Source organism: Dactylosporangium sp. NPDC051087 (genome assembly GCF_055586325.1).
In genome coordinates, this window is the sequence record NZ_JBVJIJ010000033.1 from 56395 (window position 1) to 77130 (window position 20736).

The following is a 20736-nucleotide window of genomic DNA, read 5'->3' on the forward strand; positions in this document are numbered from 1 at the left end:
GCGGATCCCCCGAAGTCACGGCGGGGTCATCGGTTCGGCATAGTGCGGCGCCGCGCCGCGGGCCTGCCGCCCGCCGCATCTGCCGGTGCGGGCCGCGTCCCAGCGGCGTGGCCGGCCGGCCGCGACCCGGCACGAGATGGACCAGCACCTCACCGGCGGGCATCCGGGTGGATCAGCGCCAGTACGTGGCGAAGCCGCCGGATTTCACGTAGGAATGACCCTATGATCCGGGTATACCTGCTCGACGACCATGAGGTCGTCCGCTTCGGGCTCCGCGAGATGCTGGAGCGCGAGGGCGACATCGAGGTCGTCGGCGAGTCGGGGTCAGCGGTCGACGCCACGCACCGCATTCCCGCGCTGCGGCCCGACGTCGCCGTCCTGGACGGGCGGCTGCCCGACGGCAGCGGCATCGACGTCTGCCGCGACGTGCGCTCCGTCGACCCGTCGATCAAGGCGCTGATCCTCACCTCGTACGACGACGACGAGGCGCTCTTCGCCGCCATCATGGCCGGTGCGGCCGGCTACGTGCTCAAGCAGATCCACGGCACCGACCTCATCGACGCGATCCGCCGCGTCGCCGCCGGCCAGTCGCTGCTCGACCCGGCGCTCACCGCCCGCGTCCTGGACCGCATCCGCAAGGGCCCCGAGCAGCCCGACCAGCTCAAGGACCTCACCGATCAGGAGCTGAAGATCCTCCGGCACATCGCGGAGGGCCGCACCAACCGGGAGATCGCCGAGCGGATGTTCCTGGCCGAGAAGACGGTCAAGAACTACGTCTCGAGCCTCCTGGCGAAGCTCGGCCTCGAGCGCCGCACCCAGGCGGCCGTCCTCGCCTCCCGGCTGCTGGACAGGCCCTGACCGCGAATACGATCCCGCTGTGACCGACGATCAGGCCGAATGGCAGCCGTCGCTACCGCTGCCGTCACTGTCCCGGGTCGACCTCGACTCGCTGCTGCAGGAGCTGCTCACCCGCGTCGGCGAGGTCATGACCAGCCGGGAGCGGCTCCGCGCGCTGCTCGACGCCGTCGTCGGCATCGGCTCGGATCTCGACCTGCACAGCACCCTCGACCGGATCGTGCGGGCCGCCTGCCAGCTCGCGGACGCCCGGTACGGCGCGCTCGGCGTGATCGGGCCGGACCGGATGCTGGTCGAGTTCATCAACCACGGGGTGACCGCGCAGGAGCGCGCCGAGATCGGTGACCTGCCCCGCGGGCACGGGGTCCTGGGCCTGCTGATCGAGCAGCCGCGGCCGATCCGCCTCGAGGACATCACGCAGCATCCCCGCGCGTACGGTTTCCCGCCCAACCACCCGCCGATGCACAGCTTCCTCGGTGTGCCGGTCCGGATCCGCGACCAGGTGTTCGGCAACCTGTACCTGGCGGAGAAGCACGGCGGTGGGCAGTTCACGCAGGACGACGAGGACCTCGTCGCGGCGCTCTCCGTCGCCGCCGGCGCCGCGATCGACAACGCCCGCCTCTACGCGCAGGCGGAGCGGCGGCAGCGCTGGCTGATGGCGGCCGCGGAGATCACGTCGGTCCTGCTGGGTGAGGTACGCAGGACCGAGGCCCTCGAACTCGTCGCCACCCGCGCGCTGGACGTCGCCGGCGCGGACCTGACGATGGTGCTGCTCGCCGACGGCACCGCCGAGCGGCTCACGGTCGAGGTCGCCGTCGGCGGTCCGGACGCCACCGGCTGGTCGATCCCGGTGTCCGGCAGCGAGTTCACCGAGGTCCTCGACCGCCAGCAGCTGTCCGTGGTCACCGACCTCGGCGCGGCCGCGAGCTGGCCGGTGCTGCTGTCGACCGGCACCGCGTTGCTCGTGCCGCTCGCCGTCGGCGGTGTCTCGCTCGGCGTCCTCGTCGTCGCCTACCGCAAGGACAGCGTGCCCATCGCCGAGGGCCTCGAGCTGGCGATGGTGGAGACGTTCGCCGGGCAGGCCGCGCTGGCCCTGGAACGGGCCCGCGCGCAGGACGAGCGGGAGATGCTCGCCGTCGTCGGCGACCGGGAGCGCATCGCCCGCGACCTGCACGACGTCGTCATCCAGCGGCTGTTCGCGGCCGGCATGCAGCTGCAGGGCGCCACCAGGCTGTCCGGGCAGCCGGACGTGCGGCAGCGCATCGACCGGGTGGTCGACGACCTCGACACCACCATCCGGGACATCCGCGGCGCCATCTTCGAGCTGCGCGGCCCCGCACCGCACAGCTTCCGCACCGAGATCCGCGACCTCGCCGACGAGGCCCGCGAGGCGCTCGGCTTCCGGCCCGCGCTGCGCATCGACGGGCCCGTCGACACGGCCGTGCCGGACGCGCAGCGCACCGCCCTGCTGGCCGTGCTGCGCGAGTCGCTGAGCAACGTCGCCAGGCACGCCGGCGCCCGCTCGGTGCAGGTCACCGTCGCGGTCGCGCACGGCAGGCTGTCGCTGACCGTCTCCGACGACGGCCGCGGCATCCCGCCCGCCCCTGGTACGGCCGGTCACGGGCTGGCGAACATGCGCGCCAGGGCGGTCGACCTGCGCGGCGACTGCACGGTCGAGCCGGCCGCACCCGGCACCACCGTCACGTGGCACGTCCCCCTGTGACGACAGCGACGGCTGGGACGGCTGGGACGGCTGGGACGACGGGCCGCGGCGCCGTCAGCCCGGCTCCGCCTCGACGACGTCCGCGACCGGCCGCCGGTTGGTGAAGCACGTCGTCGGGGCGTATCCGAGGCGCAGGACGAGCTGCGGGTCGTGCGCGCGGCCGAGGGCCCGCCGCAGTTCCTCACGCACGGCCGGCACCTCGATCGGTTGCGAGTACATGGCGGCGGCCAGTCCGAGGTCGGCGGCGAGCAGCAGCAGCCGCTGCAGCACCAGGCCGGCCCGGACCTCGTCGGCGGCCTGGTCGCCGTGGACGCCGAACACGGCCACCACCGGGGTCCGGGTCGGGTCGTGGGTGTCGGCGCGCTCCGGCCCGCCGAAGTCGCGGCGGGTCATCAGCTCCGCCGGGTGCGGTGCGATACCCGCGGCCTGCGGGCCGACACCCTCCACGGCCAGGTCGGCCGTCTCTGTCCAGGCGCGCAGCTCGGCGGTGTAATCGGCGTCGGCCCGCAGCTCGGCGTCGGCCCGCCGGATGAGCGCGGCGATCGTGTCGAGCTTCCGCTCGTCGTCGGCGAAGTCCAGCCAGCCGCCTTCACGCGCGGCGGCGTCCTGCAGCCGGGCGGCGGTGCCCGGGTCGATGCCCGTGTCGGGGAACGCGGACCGGTTGGTGTGCCGGCGCCGGATCTGGTGGTGCAGCCGCCGCTCAAGTGGGGTCGGCGGCCGGTGTACGGCCGGCTCCAGGTGCACAGCGGCGTCCCGCCCGTACGTCGCGACGGCGGGTGTCCCGGCGACCGCGAGCGCCAGCATCAGGTTGCAGGCGGCGGCACCGCACGACACGCGCGCCGCGCGCCCGTCCGGGTCGGCGACCGCCAGCAGGCGGCGGCGGTCGACGAGCACGTCGACGCCGTGCCCGGTGCGCCGGAACCGCCACGGCTGGCTGTTGTGGATCGACGGTGCCCAGACGGCGTCGGCGACGGCCGCGTCGAACACGTCCTGGTCCCAGGTCACGGTCGTGGTCATGGTGACTCCTCGGGGTCCGGCCGCCGTGCGGCGCCCACTCTTCCGGCGATGCCGACGCGGACCGCCGCGGCGGCGTGCCCGGCGTGGTGCGCGTCCCGGGTCAGCGCCGTCACGTCGTCGACCGGCGCCGAGGCGAGCCCGGCCGTGGTGGCGCTCAGCAGCACCGCCGACACCGCCTCGCCCGCCGTCACCCAGTCGGCGGCGGCGGCGCCCGGCGTGGTGATGACGACATAGGTGGCGCCGGCCGGTGACCAGCCCGGAACGTCGTCGCCGGTGAGCGTGTACGAACCGGCGCCGGCCCGCTCGGCCGCCGCCGTGAGCGGTGCGAGCTGCCGGTCGTCCGGCGGCCGGGCGGTGAAGGGTCGCCGGTCGCTGCGCCGCACGGCGATCGCGCGGTGCAGCGCCCCGGCCCACCGCGGGCGCTCGACCGGACCGGTGCAGCGCAGCTCGGTCAGCAGGGCCGGGTCGCCGGGGTCGGGGAAGCGCCGTACCTCGACACCGACGCCCTCGGCGGCGAGCGCCACCCGGGCGTGGTGCAGCGCCGCCCCGCAGCTGATCAGCAGCAGCCGCCCGTCCGGGTCGACGTCGGCCAGTTGCCGGGCCCAGTCCGCGTACAGCCCGATCCGGTCCCGGTCGACGCGCCACCGCCACGGCTGGGTCTCCCCCACGGAGGGCGCGTTGAGCGCCGCGAACGTCGCCCGCGTCAGTGACCGGCCGGCCGCGTCCGCCGGTGTCGCGGCGCCACGGCCGGTGTGATGGATCGCCACCATGGCGCGCTCCCCTCGTGTCCCGCGGTGTCCCGCATGGTCCGCCTCCCACCACGGTCCCCCGGACGCCCGCCGACCGGCAGGGACGAAGGTCCCGTCCGGCGGGGCCCGACCGATCGCCCTACCGGGTGGTGACCTTCGGCCCCTCCCCGCGCGTCGGGCCGCGGGTGATGGTGGGACTGACGGGACCGGCGCGGTCCCGGGGCAGGGGTCGCACGGGGTCTCGGGAGGACGCCATGACATACCGGATCGCCATCAACGGGTTCGGCCGGATCGGCCGTGACGTCGTCCGGTGTCTCGCCGGACGCGGGATGCTCGGCGGCGACATCGCCGTCGTCGCGGTCAACGACCTGTACGACACGGCGACGCTCGCCCACCTGCTACGGCACGACTCGACGTTCGGCGGCCTGCAGGCCACGGTGGACGTCGACCCGTCCGGCGGCGGCATGACCGTCGGCGGGCACTACATCGAGGTGTTCCGCCAGCGGGACCCGTTGTTCCTGCCGTGGGTGGACCTGGACGTCGACCTCGTCATCGAGTCGACCGGCAGGTTCCGTACCCGTGAGGACGCCGCGGCACATCTGAAGGCCGGCGCCCGCAAGGTCCTCGTCTCCGCGCCGGGCGAGGACGTCGACGCGACCATCGTGCTCGGCGTCAACACCGGCGGCTACGACGCCGCACGCCACGACGTCGTGTCCGCGGCGTCGTGCACCACCAACTGCGCGGCCCCATGGCGCGGGTGCTGCACGAGGCGTTCGGCGTCGAGCAGGGGTACCTGACGACCGTGCACGCCTACACCAACGACCAGGTGGTGCTCGACGCGCCGCACAAGGACCCGCGGCGGGCCCGGACGGCGGCGGTCAACATCATCCCCACCGGTACCGGCGCCGCGGAAGCGATCGGGCAGGTCCTGCCCGGCCTGGCCGGCCGGCTCGGCGGGGTGGCGCTGCGGGTGCCGGTGGAGAACGGCTCGATGACCGACCTGACCTGCCTGCTGGCGCGGCCGGCGATCGCCGGGCAGGTCAACGCGGCCTTCGCCGCGGCCGCGGCCGGCCCGCTGGCCGGCATCCTGCGCTACAGCGAGGAGCCACTGGTCTCCCGGGACATCATCGGCGACCCGTCGTCGTGCGTCTTCGACGCCGGCCTGACCGCCGCGGACGGCCGGCTGGTGAAGGTCTTCGGCTGGTACGACAACGAGTGGGGCTACACCAACCGCCTGGTGGACCTCGCCCAGCTGTTCGCCGGCGCGGGACGGTGAGAGGCGCCGCGCGGAGCCTGCGGACACACGGCCGAAGGCCGTCCCCGGGGCTGGCGGGGACGGCCTCTGGTCGGACGGGGATCAGCCGCGCAGTGCCGCCATGCCTGCGGCGCTGATCCTCGCGAAGCGCAGCGACTGGCCGGGGTCGCCGTTGCCGCCGGGGGCGTTGTCCTGCTCGTAGTTCGAGTTGTGGAAGCCCTTGGCGCCGATGTTGCTGTAGAACCCCTTGTAGTCGATGTCGCTACGGGGGTCGCCGAACGGGATCCACGAGTAGCCGTCGCCCACGCCGGGGGCCTGGCCGGTGGCGTCGCCGTCCTTGGCGTGGAACAGCGCGTACCGCTTGGTCTGCTTCGCGACCTGGGCGGTCGGGTCGAAGATGTCCTGGACGCGCTTGCCCTCCCAGTCGTAGCGCCAGCGGTGCTGGTGCTGCGCGACGTGGGCCCAGTAGACGTCCATCTCGATGACGACGAGGTCGGGGTTGGTGACATCGAGGTAGTGCTGCATGAGCCGCTTCCCCGACTCGCCACGGACCTGGGTCGGCGCGATCGGCGCACCGGTGATCCGGTCCTGGGTGACGGTGACCATCGGGCCGTCCTGGAGGAAGTTGTACGCCGGCGAGTGGTTGTGGGTGTACATCTGGATGCCCCACTGACCGACGCTGATCTCGTTGAGCGCCGACCACTTCTCGCCCGCGAGGGTCCACGGCTCGATGTTGCGGTTGTTGGCGCTCGTCGGGTCGCTGCCCGTGCCCATGAACGGCATGCCGAGGATCGCCGCGAACTCCAGCTCGGTCTGCAGCCGGTTGTAGTCCTGGGTGGTCATCGCGCCGCCGGCGCTGCCCGGGCCGTTCCAGGTGTTCGGGACGAACCCGTGGTTGCCGATCGCCTCGAGGCCGTAGGCGTCGAGGAAACCGCGCAGGGTACGGGCGTACGCCAGGTAGGCCGCCCGCGCCTCCGGGGTGGTGACACCGCCCGGGGCCGGGTTCGGCGCGGCGCCGCCCGGGTTCGCGGCGTTCTGGCCGTAGCCGGCGAACTCGATCTGCTTGAACCCGGACTTGGCGAGGAACTCGAACAGCTCCACCCAGCCGCCGGGGAGCGGCACCAGGGGGCCGAGGTCGGTCGGGTCCTTGGGGAAGTTGGGACCGCCCAGGTAACCCATCGTCGGTGCCACACCCAGCGCGGCGCTGGCCGCGATGCCGATCCGGGTCGGCACGTCACGCTGGCTGTACGTGATGGTGCCGAGCTTGCCGCCGGGGATGAGCCGGCCGTTGGCCGCGCTCGCCGACGTGGGCGAGAAGACGGAGGCCGGGCCGAGCGGGGTGAACGCGGCGGCCGCCGTGAGGCCGGCACCGGCCAATAACCGGCGGCGGTTGATCTTTCCGGACATGTGCTGCTCCTTCTACTGGTTGTGCGGGTGTTTCAGACCGGGGCGGGGTGCGGGGCACTGCGGGGTGTCGCACCCCGCCCCGGTTTGGGGTGGTGCTAGGGCGCGCTCACGCCCTGACCGCCGAACTCCACCCAGTTGAGGTTGAAGTAGTTGTTCGTCGGCCCGCCCGTGACGGGACGGAACACCAGGTAGATCCGGTGTGCCCCGCCTGGGTCGGTGATCGGGAAGGTCTGGCTGGCGTACGTGGTCGCGTTCGCGGTGGGCGCGATCGTGACCGTGGTCAGGACCGGCCCGTCGACGGCGTCCAGGCGGACCTCGACGGATCCGGTTCCGGCCGCGCCGCTGCCACCCGACGTACGGAACGTCAGCGAGTTGATGTTCTCGAGGTCGACCGTGCCGTTGAGGGCGATCCAGTCACCGTTGCCGAGGCTGCCGCGCTGCAGCCCGCCGCCGGTGTCGGCGGTCGCCGCCGTGTTCGTGCCGGACTGGTCGACGGCGAACTCCAGCTCCTGCTTCTTCTGCCGGATCGTCGTCTGCTGGACCGTGGTCAGCGCCGGGATACCGCCGGGACCGCCCTTGTCCGTGTACGAGGCGCTGATCACGCCGAACACGTTGCCGCCGTGCGAGACGTCCTCCTCGGACGTGGGCAGCGTCCCGGAACAGCCGTTGACGGTCGTCTCCGCGTGGCCGTGGCTGTCGTGCCCGAGCACGAACGTCACCTCGACCCGGGAGCAGTCGATCGCACCGTCCTGCGGGTCGGTGACCGTGACGTTGAACGGGATCGAGTCACCGAAGGCGAACAGTCCGCCCTCGATCGGCACGTTGACCTTGACCGTCGGCGAGGTGTTGCCGACGGTGATCGTCGTGTTCGCCGAGGCCGTCTTGCCGCTGGAGTCCGTGACGGTCAGCCTGGCCGTGTACACCCCGTTGGTGGTGTACGTGAACGTCGGGTTCGGGTCGACCGAGTCGGTCGTGCCGTTGCCGTCGAAGTCCCAGGCGAACTTGATGGAGTCGCTCGGGTCCGGGTCGTTCGAGCCTTCGCTGGAGAACGCGACGGTCAGCGGCCCGACGCCGTCGGTCGGGCTGGCCGACAGCTTCGCGACCGGTGCGCGGGTGCCCTTGACGTAGCTGAACTTCACCAGCGCGGCGTCCGGGTTGATGTTGAAGAAGCCGTCGCCGTAGGTCAGCAGGTAGAAGTTGCCGTCCTTGCCCCACATCATGTCCATGGGGTTGTCGCACAGGAACGGCCGGGCCGGCGTGGTCGGTCCCGCACCACAGCTGAGCAGGTCATTGATCTTGAAGACCTGCCCGGACGAGTCCAGGCGGATCTCCCGCAGGTAGTCACGGGTGAACTCGCCGAAGAAGATGGACTGGTCGTAGTACGCCGGGAACTTCGTCGGGTTGGGGTTCTTCGCGTCGTAGTCGTACTTGGCCGCGCCGTGCGGCCCGACGCCGCCCGTGCCGAGCTCCGGGAAGAGCTGCGGGCACTTGCCGGCCGGTGTCTGCATGTAGTACGCCGCGCAGGGCGTGCCGAGCGGGTTGGCCGCGTTGTTGTCCTGGAACGAGTACCACATGTCCGGCTGCGCGATCGCCGGCGCGTAGGTCAGGCCGGTGTTCCACCGCGAGGTGTTGGCCGGGCCCCGGTCCGGGTTGTTGCACTCGAACGCCTGCGCCGGGCTGTCCAGCGGCGTCGAGGTGTTGAAGTTCCACTTGTAGTACGGCAGCGTCGGCGAGTAGCACAGCGGCCAGCCGTAGTTGGCCGGCTTCCGCACGATCTCCATCCGGCCGGTGCCCGCGGGACCACGGTTCACCTGCGGCGTCGACGAGTCGGGCGAGTAGTCGGTGACGTAGGCGACGCCGTCCTTGTCCACGGTGATGCGGAACGGGTTGCGGAAGCCCATGGCGTAGATCTCGGGCCGGGTCTTGCCGCCGCCCTCCTCGTTACCGGTGAACAGGTTGCCCGCCGGGATGGTGTAGGAGCCGTCCCCCTGGACCTTGATGCGCAGGACCTTGCCACGCAGGTCGTTGGTGTTCAGCGCCGAGCGCCGGGCGTCGACGAACGGGGCGTTGTACTGCCCGGTCGTGGTGAGCTGGTCGTTGAACGGCGCGAAGCCACCGGAGTTGCCACCACCGGACGGGGTGTCGTCGCCGGTCACCATCCACAGGTTGTTGTCCTTGTCGAAGGTGATGTCGCCGGCCACGTGGCAGCAGGCCCCGCGGTCGACCGGCACCTTCATGATCTTCTGCTCGGACGCCACGTCGAGGGTCGGGGTGGGACCGTCGACGAACTTGAAGCGGGACAGTTGGAAGTAGCCCTTCCACGGGTCCCAGACGCTCGGGTCGGCGCCGGTGGTGGGCGCGTTCGCGGTCGGCGTCGTCTGCGGGTACGGCGCTTCCTGGGTCAGCGGCGAGTAGTACAGGTAGACCCAGCGGTTGTTGGCGAAGTCGTTGTCGATCGCCGGGCCGTACATGCCGTCCTCGCTGGCCATGTACACGGGGATCTGCGCCAGCAGGTGGGTGGTGTTGTTCGCCGGGTCGTGCAGGCGGACGCCGCCACGGCGGTCGGTCTGCACGACGCGGCCGTCGGGCAGCACGTCGAAGCCGATCGGCTCGCTGACGTTCGGCGGCGCGGCGACGTAGTCCATCTGGTAGTTCGCCAGCACGGTCGCACCGCAGTCACCGTCGGTCTGACCGGCCGCCCACTGGATCGCACCGCCGAGGTGCGCCCGCAGGTCGGGCGTGGCGAAGCTGGCCGGCGTGTCGCCCAGTCCGGTGTAGAACGAGCGGCCGCCCTGGTAGTCCTTGCACCAGGTGATCGGGTGGTCGAACCCCATCGTGCCGCCGCTGTAGGTGTTCTCGTCGACGGTCGCCAGCACGTGCGAGAAGCCCCGCACGTTGGACGTGAAGTTGTACCACTGGTCGGTGCGCTCCCAGCGCTCGGGCAGATTCCCCGACGCCGGGTGCACCCGGTCCGCCACCTTGACCGTGGCCTTGGCGACGCTCGACGAGCCGGAAGCCCTGGTGCCGAGGACATCGGTGAGGAACGGCCAGTCCGTCTCGGTCTCGATCGCCGAGTGGATGCCGACGAAGCCGCCGCCGTCACGGTAGTACGACTCGAACGCGGCCTGCTGGGTCGCGTCGAGCACGTCGCCGTAGGTGTTGAGGAAGACGACCACCCGGTACTGCTTGAGGTGGGCCTCGTCGAACTTCCTGGCGTCGTCGGTCTCCACGACGGTGAACCGGAGCTGCTTGCCCAGTTCCTTGAGCGCGTTGACGCCAGCCGAGGTCGACGCGTGTTTCGTGCCGACCGCCTTGGTGAACGCCAGAACCTTGTACTGGATGCCATTACTGGCCGGCTGAGGCGCGGCGACCGCCGGGGCGGACGCCGACGCCGTCCCGACCAACACAGATGCGACGAGCGCGAGCAGGCTGCCGTACGAGGTGACGCGACGGCCTTGAGCTCTGATCATGGGACCTCCTCCGCAGGGGTGCAGGACGAACGGAGCGTCGGGAGCCCGCGGCGATGCGCCGCGAACGGACGACGTCCGCTCGTGTTACGGGGTGTGGTGGTGCGGCACGCCCGGAGGGAGGCGTACTTGAGGTGAGTCGAACCGCGAAAGGCATCGCCGAGCTGCGCGTCAGTGCTCGCCGGGATCCCGCTCAGCGGGGCGAGCGACTGGCTCGGTCAACCTGTTGCCGACACCGTATAACTCGATTCCATCAAAAGAAAGGGTCGATCGAGCAAAAGTTCGGTTTGATCAGACGCAACTTTTAATTGTACTTACAAAAGTTACTCCCTCGTCGGCATGGCTTCGCGGCACCTCCCGGCGGTCGTGAGGATGCTCCTGTTCGAAGGGGCGGACGACGGGTCATTCGCGTTACACATCGCCCCGGAAATCGTCGAACATGTTGTGAGACATGGCAAAAAGCCACCTGTCATCCGACGATCGGTTTGTATGCATCACCGCACGCGCAATAGCATTGAAGACCCCGCGTGGGAACCTTCGGTCAACTTTTGCTTGAACATACAAAAGTTGATTCATATGACATCGAAGCTCTGGACATTCCAAGCAGAAGGCTTCTACTGTGTCGGCCACGGGGCAGCACCGTTTCGACCATGTGAACGAGCCAAGGGTGGACTGCTTGTACTTCAGCTCTGACACCCACCGCACAGCACACGGCAGTGTGCTCGATCCGTGCGTACACCCCGCCGCGGTGGACCTGAGCCTCATGACCGCCCAGCGGCGCTGACCCACGGCCGTCCATTGTGGACGCGCCGCTGGGACCGCTGTTGCCATCGACGTATGCGCAAGAGCCGGCACCGCACGCGGTACAGGGAGAGCTCTCCGGCGACGCTGTCCGAAGGGTCCGGTTGTGGGTGCGCTCCACAGCCGGAGGCGGCGAAGCGGGAGTGGTTGGCCGGTGCGGTCGGAGGGGACGGGACCCTTCCGGCCGCACCGGGCACCGTCCGGACCCCGATGTCGTTCCTGAACCGGAGGGAAGACCATGCCCAGCCAACCGCCGACCACCGCAGCACCGGCGTCGCACCCGTCCAGCGGGGCACGCAGAGACTCCCGCCGACGACTGTTACGCGGCCTTGCCGCCGCCGTGCCGGTGGCGGCCCTGTCCGCCGGGTCGCTCATCATCGCCGTACCGGCCTGGGCCGCGCCGACGAGCACGCCGGCCACCCTCACCCCCGCCCCTCCCACCGGGACCAACAACTACTACCGGGGCCCGGTCACGCTGAACCTGTCCGCGACCGACGCGGCCAACGGCGTCCAGCGCCTGGAGTACCGGCTCGGCAACACGGCACCGTTCCAGACCGCGGTGTCCGCGACCGGCCCGTTCCCCTCGACGCTGACCGGCTCGGTGCAGCTCACCCAGCAGGGCACCAACACGGTCGGCTACCGCGCCGTCGGCGGCGACGGCTCGGCCGAGGCCGTCCGCACGATCACGGTCCGGATCGACACCGTCGCCCCCGTGGTCAGCTGGCCCGGCATCGTCGACGGGCGCGTCGGCCACACCGCGACGCTCATCCCGACCCGGACCGACCCCGCGCCGGGCTCCGGCGGCGTCTTCATCCACCGCATGTGGATCGACCAGATCGAGACGACCCCGCTGCCCGTCGCCACCGCCACCCTCGCCACCGGGCCGCACACGATCAGCGTGGTAGCCGGCGACGCCGCCGGCAACGCGGCGCGGTTCGACCAGACGTTCGTGGTGACCACGTCGTTCACCGACCTCGACACCCTCATCGGCGGCTACGTCACCGGCGGCACGATCGGCGCGGACCTCGGCGCCGGCCTGCGGGCCAAGCTGGCGGAGGCCGCAGGCCTCGCGGAGGCGGGCAACGCCAACCAGGCGAAGCGGGCCCTCAACCAGTTCGCCGCCGCGGCGCAGGACGGATCGATCTCCGGCTCGGTCCGGGACACGCTCGTCGGCGACGCCCGTTACCTGCAGGACCAGGTCGCCGGGAAGCTCCCCGCCGACCCACCGACCGGCATGACCGTCACCCCGGCCGCCGGGCCCGACCCGATCGCACCGGCGACGCCGCTCGCGGCCTCCACGAACTTCCCCGGCGCCACCTACCGGGTGCTGTACTTCTCGGCCACCAAGGGCTTCCGGCACGACCACATCGCCGACACCGCCCTGCTCGTGCAGCAGTGGGGGCAGCAGCACGGCTTCGACGTCGACATCTGGGACCCGAGGCTGGCCCCGGCGTCGCTGGCGAGCACGCCGTTCACCTCCGCCGCCGACCTGGCGAAGTACAAGACGATCATCTTCGGCTCCCCGGTGGACGGGACCAACCCCAACAGCGCACCGGCGGCGGACGCGCTCAACGCCGGCGAGCTGGCCGCGTTCCAGGAATACGTCCGGGCCGGCGGCGGGTTCGTCGGGCTGCACGGCGCGTCCGACGCGATCCACAACGTGCCGTGGTACCGCGACCTGGTCGGGGCGTGGTTCACCAACCACCCGGGCGGCCAGAACGGCGAGGGCACCTGCGGCAGCTGCATCAACGTGCGGGTCAACACCGAGGACCGCACGAACCCGGCCACCGCGCACCTGCCGGCGAGCTGGCTCACCGTCGACGAGCTCTACAACTTCGACCACAACCCGCGGGCCGACGTGCACACGCTGCTGAGCCTCGACGAGTCGTCGTACCGCCGGAGCCTCAACAGCGGCAACGCCGCGAACGTCCCGCTGCCGCTCATGGGTGGCGACCACCCGATCGCGTGGTGCCAGAACTACGACGGAGGCCGCCAGTTCTCGCTCATCCTCGGTCACGACCGCGCGCAGTACTACCGTGAGTCGTTCACCAGGATCCTGCTGGCCGGCATCAGCTGGACGGCCGGCCAGACCGAGGCGAACTGCTCGACCTTCCGGCAGACCCGCACGCTGATCACCACATCCAGCGCGGCCGGCACGCTGGATCCGGAGTCCGCCGCGGCGGCGACCGCGCTCCTCGACGATGCCCAGGCGGCCTACCTGCGGCAGGACCACAACGCCGCGACCACCTCGCTCAACAAGATCATCGCGCTGACCGGCTCACCCGCCGCCGGCGCCGCCCGCGGCGAGCTCGACCGCCAGGCCCGCCAGCTGCGGGACTGGATGATATCCCTGAAGTAGCCCGCGCCGACGAGCAGCACCCGGAAGCCGGTGGGAGCACATCCCGCCGGCTTCCGGCCTTTCCGCGCGCGGTGCGGGTCAGCCCTGGGACCCGGCCTTGGCCGCCTTCTCCTCGGCCCACTGGTCGAGCAGGGTGGGCATGCGGTCCTGCACCCAGGTGTAGAAGTCGCGCATCCCGGCGAGCCGGGCCCCGGCGGCGGTGCCCTCGCCACCCGCCGCGGCCGCGCCCTGGTCGGCGGCGTCGGCGAGGGTCTTCAGCAGGGTCATCTTCGCGACGGTCACCTCATACCAGGAGTCGTCGACGAGCCGGTAGCGGTCGCGCCGGTCGCCGGGCACGTGCTCGCGGACCACCATCGAGATGTGCGACAGGTAGCGCACCGCGCCGGAGATCGCCGCGGCGCTGACGCCCAGACGGTCGGCGAGGTCACCGGCGGTCAGCGACCGCTCGTCCGCGGCCATGAGCGTGAAGACGACCCGGCCGGCCATGCGCGGGAAGCCCCAGTCGCCGAGCAGCCTCGCCATGTCCTCGACGAACGCGCGCAACGCCGCCTCATCACGCATGTGAGATTCCATCCATCAATTGTCCTACACGAACTTTCACAACTTTGTGAAACAAGTGTAGCGTCTGAAGCATGGAAAATTCCATTGAGGTCGCCGGGCTGATCAAGCGATTCGGCTCGACCACCGCGCTGGACGGTCTCGACCTGACCGTCGCGCGGGGCGAAGTCCACGGATTCCTCGGTCCCAACGGGGCGGGCAAGACCACGACCATCCGGATCCTGCTCGGCCTGCAGCGCGCCGACGGCGGCACCGTGCGGCTCCTGGGCGGCGACCCGTGGCACGACGCCGTCGAGCTGCACCGGCGGCTGGCCTACGTGCCGGGCGACGTCACACTGTGGCCCAACCTCTCCGGCGGCGAGGTCATCGACCTGCTGGGCCGGCTGCGCGGCGGCGTCAACCGCGCCCGGCGCGACGAGCTGCTCCAGCGCTTCGACCTCGACCCGCGCAAGAAGGGCCGCGCCTACTCCAAGGGCAACCGGCAGAAGGTCGGCCTCATCGCCGCCCTGTCCTCCGACGTGGAGCTGCTGCTGCTCGACGAGCCGACCTCCGGCCTCGACCCCCTCATGGAGGAGGTCTTCCGGCAGGTCATCGCCGAGGAGACCGAGCAGCGCGGGCGCACCGTCCTGCTGTCCAGCCACATCCTGTCGGAGGTGGAGGCGCTCTGCGACCGGGTCAGCATCATCCGGCAGGGCCGCACGGTGGAGACCGGCACGCTGACCCAGCTGCGCCACCTCACCCGCACCTCGATCTCCGCCGAGCTGAGCAGCACCCCCAACGGCCTCGCCGACCTCGCCGGCGTGCACGACCTGCAGGTGCGCGACCACCAGGTGCGGCTGCAGGTCGACTCCGCGCAGCTGGACACCGTCCTGCGGCAGCTCACGTCGCACGGCGTGCGCAGCCTGGTCAGCCAGCCGCCCACCCTCGAAGAGCTGTTCCTGCGGCACTACGAAGCGGAGCCGTCCGAATGAACGCCTTCACCGGCACCGGGTCCCTCGCCCGGCTGATCGTCCGCCGCGACCGGGTGCTCCTGCCGATCTGGATACTGTTGCTCAGTGTCCTGCCGCTGTCCCTCGCGTCCGGCACCGCGCAGCTCTACAAGACCGACGCCGAGCGGCAGGGCTACATCGACGACCTCGGCGGCAGCCCCCTGCTGCTGCTCTTCTACGGCACCAAGCCCAGCGACCCGAATCTCGGCGCGCTGATCTTCTGGCGCTCAGCGACCGGCATGGTGATCCTCGCGCTGATCGGCGTGCTGTTCGTCATCCGGCACACCCGGGTCGAGGAGGAGGCCGGGCGCCGCGAGCTGATCGGCGCCGGCGTCGTCGGCCGGCACGCGCCCGTCGCCGCGGCCCTCGCCACCATGACCGGCGCCAGCCTGATCGTCGGCGGGCTCGTCGCGCTCGGCATGATCAGCCAGGACACCCCCGCCTCCGGCGCCGCCGCCATGGGCCTCGCGTGGGCGTCCGCCGGCATCCTGTTCGGCGCGATCGGCGCGATCACCGCCCAGCTCAGCGAGGGCGCCGGCGCGGCCAGAGGGATCGGCGTCGCGATCCTCGGCGTGTCGTTCGGCGTGCGCGGCGCCGGCGACGTGGCCGACGGGCTGTCGTGGCTGTCGTGGGTCTCGCCGCTCGGCTGGATCTACCAGGTCCACGCGTATGCCGGCGACCACTTCTGGGTGTTCGGCCTCATCGCCGCCGCCACCGTCGCCTTCGCCCTGCTCGCGTTGCGCCTGTCCGCCCGCCGCGACGTCGGCGCCGGGCTGCTGCCGCCGAGCCTCGGCCCCGCGACCGCCGCGGCGAGCCTGTCCGGTCCCCTCGCCCTGGCGTGGCGGCTGCACCGCGGCTCCCTGTATGGCTGGCTCGCCGGCCTCGGCGTCGTCGGCGGGCTGCTGTTCGGCGGGGTCGCCAAGACCTCCGCGGACCTCCTCGCCGACAACGAGCAGCTCAAGGAGATCCTGGAGCGCATCGGCGGCGCGTCCGGCGCCGCGGACGTCTTCCTGGCCGGCACCCTCGGCCTCGGCGCGATCGCCGTCGCCGCCTACGGCATCTCCGCCGCGCTGCGGATGCGCACCGAGGAGGCCGCGCTGCGCAGCGAGGCGCTCCTGGCCACCGGCGTGGGCCGGGTGCGGTGGGCCGCCAGCCACCTGGTCTTCGCGTTCCTCGGCCCGACCGCCGTCATGCTCGTCACCGGCCTCACCGCCGGGCTGTTCTACGGCGCGAGCACCGGTGACGTCGGCCGCGAGGTCCCCCGCGTGGTGGCCGGCGCGCTGGTGCAGCTGCCCGCGATCTGGGTCCTCGCCGCGCTCACCGTCGCCGTGTTCGGGCTGATGCCCGGCCGGGCGGCCGCGATCGGCTGGGCGGCGCTGTCCGTGTGCGTGGTCCTCGGCCAGATCGGCGCCGCGCTGCGGCTGAGCCAGACACTGCTGGACGTGTCGCCCTTCACCCACATCCCGCACGTGCCCGGCGGCCCGGTCACCGCGGCGCCCCTGCTGATCCTCACCGCGCTCACGGTCCTGCTGGTCGTCGCCGGCCTGGCCGGCCTGCGCAGGCGGAGCGTGCCCGTCACCTGAGTCGGATGGAACCGTTGTCGCGGGTCGCCTCGTGTCTATCAGGACCGAGGAGGAAGGACGGCCGCGACGATGAGGTTGCTGTGGCTGGGCGAGCGGCGCGGGACCGACGAGGACTTCGTCGCGTACTACGCCGCTCGGGGCACCGTGCTGCACCACACGGCATATCTGCTGTGCGGCGACTGGCATCTCGCGGAGGACCTGACCCAGATCACGTTCACCAAGCTGTACCGGGTGTGGCACCGCGTCCAGCGGCACGACGTGCTCGACCAGTACGCGCGGCGGGTCCTGCTGCGCACGTTCCTGGACGAGCGGCGGCGGCCCTGGCGCCGGGAGCTGTCCACCGACCCGGAGAGCCCGGCACTGGACGCCGTGGCGCCGGACGGGGTCACCTCCGCCGAACGGTTCCAGCTCGAACAGGGCCTCATGCGGCTGTCGAAGCGGCACCGGGCGGTGCTCGTGCTGCGCTTCTGGGCGGACCTGTCCGTGGAGCAGGTCGCCGAGGTCCTCGGTTGCTCGACCGGCACCGTGAAGAGTCAGACGTCCCGCGGCCTGGCCAGCCTGCGGGAGTCGCTCGGTGACGGCAATCCCCTGCGGAAGACCCCTGGAGGGCACCGATGAACGACATCAAGGACATCTGCGACGGCATGCTGGCCACGTCGCCGCCGCCACCGGACGCGGCGGCCGTGCTCGCCACGGCCAGGCGCTCCGCGGCGCGCCGCCGGACCGCGGGCGCGGCCGGTCTCGCCACGCTCGTCGTCGCGGTCGCCGCCGGCGGCACGGCGCTCGCGCTGCGTCCCGCACCGGCGGCCGTCCAGGCGCAGCAGGCACCGCCCGTCCAGGCGCCGGCGGCACCCCCGTCCAGCGCCGCCCCCGTGGTCACGACGCTGCCGGCGGCACGCGCGGCGTACACCCACGGCGCGACGATGCGCGGGCTGCTGATGGCCGCGGTCCCGGCCGGCTACACCACCGCGGACTACCCGGTCAGCTACGACAAGGGCTTCGACCCGGCGGCGGTGCTGCCCGACGAGCGCTTCCCCGCACCGGCCAACGGCCTGCTCAACGTCGCGTTCGCCGGGGTCTTCCTGCGTACCGGCGGCGCCGAGGGCATGCTCACCGCGGCGATCTGGGCCTCGGCGAACCCGCCGGTCGAGGACTGCGTGGCACCGGCGTGCGAGGTGGTGACGGCCGGCGGCGCCGTCGTCGAGGTGCGGACCTGGACCGACGAGGGCGGCCGGCACATCAGCGCGACCCGGAGGCTCGACGGCGGCATGCTGTCCGTGATCGCGAGCCAGGGCATGGCGACCGGCGGCGGCGCCGGCACGCCGCTGGACGGCGCGAAGCACGGCGGCGCGGCGGTGAAGCCGGCCCTGCCGGCGCTGCCGTTCACGACCGGGCGGATCGCCGCGCTCGCGCTCGACCCGGCGATGCTGCAGTTCCCGTGACGCTTGCCGGGACCGCGTCTCACGGGTCAGGCTGACCGCGACGGTTCCTCGACCAACGGCGGTGAGGCGCGATGAACGGCACCCGAACGGCATTCCGGACCTGCCCGCTGTGCGAGGCGGTCTGCGGCCTGGAGCTCACCGTCGCCGGCGACCGGGTCGTGGCGGCCCGCGGCGACCGGGAGCACGTGCTCAGCGCCGGGTTCGTCTGCCCGAAGGGCGCGACGTTCGCGCAGGTGGTCCACGACCCGGACCGCCTGCGCCGGCCCCTGCTGCGCGGCGCGGACGGCGAGCACCACGAGGTCGGCTGGGACGAGGCGTTCGCCGCGGTCGAGACCGGGCTGCGACGGGTCGCCGGCACGCACGGGCGGGATGCCGTCGCCGTGTACCTCGGCAACCCCAACGTCCACACGATGGCGGGGCCGCTGTACGGCGGTCCCCTCGTCAAGGCCGTCGGCAGCCGCAACGTGTACTCCGCCAGTACCGTCGACCAGATGCCGAAACACGTCGCGTGCGGCTATCTCTTCGGCAACCCCGACGCCATCCCGGTGCCCGACGTCGACCGCACCGACCTGCTCGTCCTCCTCGGCGCGAACCCGCTGGAGTCCAACGGCAGCCTGTGCTCGGCACCGGACTTCCCCGGCCGGCTCGCCGCCGTCCAGGCCCGCGGCGGGCGGATCGTCGTCGTCGACCCGCGGCGGACCCGCACCGCGGCCGTCGCCGACGAGCACCTGTTCATCCGGCCCGGCGGCGACGCGCTGCTGCTGTTCGGGCTCGTCCACACGCTCTTCGACGAGGGGCTCGTCGCGCTGGGCCACCTCGACGGCCACGTCGACGGCGTCGAGCGGGTCGAGCTCCTCGCCAAGGACTTCGCGCCCGAGGCCGTCGCCGCCGCGTGCGGGGTGCCGGCCGCCGACATCCGCCGGCTCGCCAGGGACCTCGCCGCCGCGCCGTCCGCCGCCGTGTACGGGCGGATCGGCACCTGCGCGGTCGAGTTCGGCACGCTGACCAGCTGGCTGGTCGACGTCGTCAACGTGCTCACCGGCAACCTCGACCGGCCCGGCGGCGTCATGTTCCCCCTCGCCCCGCACGCGCGCCCGGCGTCGGCGCCGGGCGGCAGGGGCTTCCAGGTCGGCCGGTGGACGAGCCGGGTCCGCGGGCTGCCGGAGGTCAAGGGCGAGCTGCCGGTCGCGACCCTCGCCGACGAGATCACCACGCCCGGCGAGGGGCAGGTCAGGGCGCTGATCACGGTCGCCGGCAACCCGGTGCTGTCCACGCCGAACAGCGGGCAGCTCGACGAGGCCCTGGCCGGGCTCGAGTTCATGGTGAGCGTCGACCCGTACCTCAACGAGACCACCCGGCACGCCGACGTGATCCTGCCGCCGACCGACCCCGCGCGGGTGGGGCACTACGACTTCGCGTTCCTGACCCTCGTGGTGCGCAACATGGCGGCGTACTCCCCGCCGGTCCTGCCGAAGGACCCGGGCGGTATGGACGAGTGCGACATCCTCGCACGGCTCGCCGGCGGCCCGGACGTCCACGAGCGCCTGCTCACGTCGCTGCTGCGGCGCGCGGTCGACGACCCGGAGTCGCCGGTGGCCGGCCGCGACGTCGCGGAGCTGCGGGCCCTCGTCGACGGCGACGGACCCATGGAGCGCATCCTCGACGTGCGGCTGCGGCTCGGCGCGTACGGCGACGGCTTCGGCACCGACCCGGCGGGGCTGACGCTGCGCGGGCTCCTCGACCGGCCGCACGGCGTGGACCTCGGCCCGCTGCGGCCGCGGATTCCCGAAGTGCTGCGCACGCCCAGCGGGCAGGTCGAGCTGTGCCCCGCGCCGGTCGCGGCGGACGTCGCCCGGCTGCGCGACGCCCTGGCCCGGCCCGGCGGCGGGCTCGTGCTCGTCGGCCGCCGGCACCTGCGGTCCAACAACAGCTGGATGCACAACGTACCGGCGCTGATGAAGGGCAAGGACCGGTGCACGCTGCAGGTCCACCCGCACGACGCGGCGGCCCTCGAGCTCACCGACGGCGCCGCGGCCACGGTCGCCTCCCGCGTCGGCACGCTCACCGTCGCCGTCGAGATCACCGACACGGTGATGCCGGGCGTGGTGAGCCTGCCGCACGGCTGGGGGCACGGCGCGCCGGGCACCCGCGCCTCGGTCGCCGCCTCGCGCCCGGGCGTCAACAGCAACATCCTCACCGACGACCGCGCCATCGACCCGCTGTCGGGCAACAGCGTCCTCAACGGCATCCCGGTCACCGTCACCCCCGCCGCCTGACCGCCGGGTCGGCGGGTCGGCGGGTCGGCGGGTCGGCGGCTTCGCGGTGAGGGTGGGTGATCGCCCGACCCCGCCGCAGGTGCGGGCAGCGAGCCAGCGGTGGGGTGGGCGCCGCGGGTCAGCGGTGAGGTGGATGGCGCCGCTGTCCGCCCCCGCCGTCCATGCGGGCCGCGAGCCAGTGGTGGGGTGGGCGCCGCAGGCAGACCCGCCGCAGGTCGCGTGCTGCGGGTCGGCGGTGAGGGTGGGCGGCGCCGC

Annotated in this window: 13 protein-coding genes and 1 pseudogene; 9 read left to right on the forward strand and 5 right to left on the reverse strand. The window is 72.4% G+C overall.

The genetic code is table 11. From position 1 onward, the window contains the following. Positions 1 to 222 precede the first annotated feature (222 nt). Together ACZ6TV_RS44920 and ACZ6TV_RS44925 are read left to right on the forward strand one after the other, a co-directional pair. Complete coding sequence (locus ACZ6TV_RS44920; RefSeq protein WP_465305869.1) at positions 223 to 858, forward strand: response regulator; 636 nt, start codon at positions 223 to 225, stop codon at positions 856 to 858. 58 nt (positions 859 to 916) lie between these two features. Continuing rightward, positions 917 to 2578 carry a sensor histidine kinase gene (locus ACZ6TV_RS44925; RefSeq protein WP_465305973.1) on the forward strand — a complete coding sequence of 554 codons (1662 nt, stop codon included), beginning with the start codon at positions 917 to 919 and terminating at the stop codon, positions 2576 to 2578. Positions 2579 to 2632: 54 nt separating this feature from the next. Here ACZ6TV_RS44925 and ACZ6TV_RS44930 read toward each other — a convergent pair whose 3' ends face one another. Then, positions 2633 to 3595 (reverse strand): Acg family FMN-binding oxidoreductase, encoded by a 963-nt coding sequence (locus tag ACZ6TV_RS44930; protein WP_465305871.1) that lies wholly within the window; start codon positions 3593 to 3595, stop codon positions 2633 to 2635. Further along, positions 3592 to 4365 (reverse strand): hypothetical protein, encoded by a 774-nt coding sequence (locus tag ACZ6TV_RS44935; RefSeq protein WP_465305873.1) that lies wholly within the window; start codon positions 4363 to 4365, stop codon positions 3592 to 3594. Before ACZ6TV_RS44935 ends, ACZ6TV_RS44930 begins: the two co-directional genes overlap by 4 nt. Positions 4366 to 4598: 233 nt before the next feature. Here ACZ6TV_RS44935 and gap point away from each other — a divergent pair. Beyond that, positions 4599 to 5620, forward strand: a pseudogene (gap, locus tag ACZ6TV_RS44940) (type I glyceraldehyde-3-phosphate dehydrogenase). 81 nt (positions 5621 to 5701) lie between these two features. Here the strand turns inward: gap and ACZ6TV_RS44945 are convergent. Continuing rightward, complete coding sequence (locus ACZ6TV_RS44945; protein WP_465305875.1) at positions 5702 to 7006, reverse strand: sugar phosphate isomerase/epimerase family protein; 1305 nt, start codon at positions 7004 to 7006, stop codon at positions 5702 to 5704. Positions 7007 to 7101: 95 nt separating this feature from the next. After that, positions 7102 to 10476, reverse strand: coding sequence for a ThuA domain-containing protein (locus tag ACZ6TV_RS44950; protein WP_465305877.1), 3375 nt, complete (start codon positions 10474 to 10476; stop codon positions 7102 to 7104). A 1138-nt stretch (positions 10477 to 11614) separates the two neighbouring features. Between ACZ6TV_RS44950 and ACZ6TV_RS44955 the strand changes: the two genes are divergently transcribed. Next, positions 11615 to 13633 carry a ThuA domain-containing protein gene (locus tag ACZ6TV_RS44955; RefSeq protein ID WP_465305879.1) on the forward strand — a complete coding sequence of 673 codons (2019 nt, stop codon included), beginning with the start codon at positions 11615 to 11617 and terminating at the stop codon, positions 13631 to 13633. Positions 13634 to 13711: 78 nt separating this feature from the next. Here the strand turns inward: ACZ6TV_RS44955 and ACZ6TV_RS44960 are convergent, their stop codons facing one another. Continuing rightward, entirely contained in the window at positions 13712 to 14194 is a 483-nt protein-coding gene (locus ACZ6TV_RS44960) for a GbsR/MarR family transcriptional regulator (RefSeq protein WP_465305881.1), read from the reverse strand. A gap of 71 nt (positions 14195 to 14265) precedes the next feature. Here ACZ6TV_RS44960 and ACZ6TV_RS44965 point away from each other — a divergent pair, with 71 nt between their 5' ends. The 5 genes from ACZ6TV_RS44965 to ACZ6TV_RS44985 all read left to right on the forward strand — a co-directional run bounded on the left by ACZ6TV_RS44965 (position 14266) and on the right by ACZ6TV_RS44985 (position 20481). Further along, entirely contained in the window at positions 14266 to 15162 is an 897-nt protein-coding gene (locus ACZ6TV_RS44965) for an ABC transporter ATP-binding protein (RefSeq protein WP_465305883.1), read from the forward strand. Next, the gene (locus tag ACZ6TV_RS44970; protein WP_465305885.1) at positions 15159 to 16763 is read left to right on the forward strand and encodes an ABC transporter permease; all 1605 of its coding nucleotides are present in this window, start codon (positions 15159 to 15161) and stop codon (positions 16761 to 16763) included. Before ACZ6TV_RS44965 ends, ACZ6TV_RS44970 begins: the two co-directional genes overlap by 4 nt. 69 nt (positions 16764 to 16832) lie before the next feature. After that, positions 16833 to 17381, forward strand: a complete 549-nt coding sequence (locus ACZ6TV_RS44975) for a SigE family RNA polymerase sigma factor (protein WP_465305887.1) — start codon at positions 16833 to 16835, stop codon at positions 17379 to 17381. Then, on the forward strand, positions 17378 to 18205 hold the full coding sequence (locus ACZ6TV_RS44980; protein ID WP_465305889.1) for a hypothetical protein: 828 nt from the start codon (positions 17378 to 17380) through the stop codon (positions 18203 to 18205). The genes ACZ6TV_RS44975 and ACZ6TV_RS44980 overlap by 4 nt, the downstream gene beginning before the upstream one ends. A 71-nt stretch (positions 18206 to 18276) precedes the next feature. Then, positions 18277 to 20481: a molybdopterin oxidoreductase family protein gene (locus ACZ6TV_RS44985; protein ID WP_465305891.1), complete on the forward strand. Its 2205-nt coding sequence runs from the start codon at positions 18277 to 18279 to the stop codon at positions 20479 to 20481. The last annotated feature ends 255 nt before the right edge of the window (positions 20482 to 20736 follow it).